Here is a 1,928-nt window from a genome sequence, read left to right as displayed (position 1 = left end):
ACCTCTGCGTCCCGGATCTGCACCGCGTCCATCGGGAGGCCGCCCCGAACCCCCTCCCGGCCGCCTTCAGAGCAACATTTGAGGTTCGCGCCGGGTTTCAGGCCGGGCTTCGAACCGGGTTTCCGGCCGGGCCGCACGCGAAGCTCCTCGACGGGCCTCAGGCCGGGGCGGCCTCCCGATGGACGCGGTGCAGATCCGGGACGCAGAGGTTGAGCACGGTCGCCGCGACGATCAGCGCTGCGCAGGCCAGGAGCACGCCCTGGCTGCTCCACGCGTGCACCGCGAGGGCGGTGATGAGATAGCCGAGGGGGATGGCGAGCCGTTCGCCGACACCGTTGAACGCGCTCATACGGCCCTGTTCCGCCGAGGGCACATGCTGCTGGAACGCGGTGGTCCAGGCGACGATCGCGACATCGAGCCCGACCCCCGCCAGGAGGACGGCCACGAGGACGAGCGGCAGCGGCAGGCCCCAGGCCATGGCCGCCAGTGGCAGCGCGAGCCCGCCGCCCGCGACGACCGCGACCGCGAGCAGCCGGTACGGCTTCCAGCGCAGACACACCAGGGTCCCCGCCAGCAGCCCGCAGGAGAAGGCCGCCTGGACCAGGCCCCAGTCGCGTGCCCCGGCGTACCGGTGGGCGGCGACGAGCGGGCCGAGCAGCTGGAAGCCGGCCAGCCACGCGGCGACGAGGACGGTCCCGGCGGCGGTGTAGGTCCACAGCCAGGTACGCGACCGGAACCCCGTCCAGCCGGCCCGCAGGTCGGCCAGGACACCGCCGGCCGAGCCGGGCGGCGCGGCCAGGCGCAGGCCCAGCAGCAGGACGGCCGCGACGGCGAACGTGCACGCGTCCCAGGCCAGCGCCCAGGCCGCGCCGCTCAGCGCGACGACGAAGCCGCCGACGACCGGGCCCAGCACCTTCACCGCGTTGCTCGGCAGCCTGAGCAGCGCGTTGGCCTGCTGGAGGTGTTCCGCGGGGACGATCTGCGCGACGGCACCCTGGGTGGCCGGCACGGTGAACGACGCCGCCGTCCCCGACACGAAGCCGCACGCCGCGATCGACGCCGTCGTCGCATGCCCCGTGGCCACGGTGCCGGCCAGTACCCCCTGCGCGCCCGCCGCCACCAGATTCCCCACGAACAGGATCCGGCTCCGCGACCACCGATCCGCGAACAGGCCCCCCATGAGCAGGAACAGGATCGTGGGCACGGTGTTCACCGCGAGCACCACCCCCAGTGACCCGGCCCCGCCACCCCCCTCGATCACCGCGTACGCGAGCGCCAGCGGCGCCATCGCGGAACCGCTCACCGAAATCAGATTCGCCACCACGAACCGCCGGAACGCGGGGAGTCCCAGGGGAGTGCCGACGGTCTTGGACGCCTCGGCCTGCGGTGCCTCGGCCTTCGATGGCCCGGTCGAGGCCCCCATGTCAGCGCAACGCCGGATGATCTGCCACCACCGTGCACGAACCTGGAGCAATCTCTGTGAAACCGGCATCGCGGACCAATGGCAGTCCGCTGTGGGTGAGGCGGGTCCATTCGGCGGGGGTGGCGGTGCGGACGGAGAGGGGGTAGCCGGCGGTGCGCCAGGCGGTGCGGGCTGTGTCGGGCAGGGCCCACCAGGCGAGTTGGGCGGCGTGGCCGGTCTGGGCCATGGTCTTGCCGGCGGACATCACGAGGTCCGGGTTGAGCCACAGGACGGGGGCGGTGCGGTCGGGGTCGGACGGGGGTTCGGGGTCGTCGAGTTCGGTGCCGGAGACCTGGAGCTTGGCCAGGTCCTTGGGCCAGCCGTCCAGGGGGATCGGCGGGAAGACCCGTACCTCCGCGGTTCTGCCGGTCACCGTGATCCCGGGCAGCGTCCCGGCGCGCCGCCACTCCGCGCCCCGGGCCCGCCGGACCACCTTGCGGATCCGGGCGTCCTCCCAGTTCCGTAC

At 73.5% G+C, this 1,928-nt stretch carries 2 protein-coding genes; both read right to left on the bottom strand.

The window, feature by feature from the left end; all coding sequences use genetic code 11:
• Positions 1–157: 157 nt before the first annotated feature.
• Positions 158–1,423 carry an MFS transporter gene (locus tag CCN72_RS35525; RefSeq protein WP_086812494.1) on the bottom strand — a complete coding sequence of 422 codons (1,266 nt, stop codon included), beginning with the start codon at positions 1,421–1,423 and terminating at the stop codon, positions 158–160.
• Between the two features lies 1 nt (position 1,424).
• Positions 1,425–1,928: peptidyl-tRNA hydrolase (locus CCN72_RS35520; RefSeq protein ID WP_107430267.1), on the bottom strand; the 504-nt coding region annotated here is incomplete at its 5' end.

This window comes from Streptomyces murinus, from assembly GCF_002154555.1.
GTDB lineage: Bacteria > Actinomycetota > Actinomycetes > Streptomycetales > Streptomycetaceae > Streptomyces > Streptomyces murinus.
This window is presented reverse-complemented; position numbering and strand designations above follow the sequence as displayed.

Bases quoted from the DNA above. Each gene is read 5' to 3' on its own strand.
- CCN72_RS35525 (WP_086812494.1), bottom strand. From the start codon at position 1,423: ATGGGGGCCTCGACCGGGCCATCGAAGGCCGAGGCACCGCAGGCCGAG.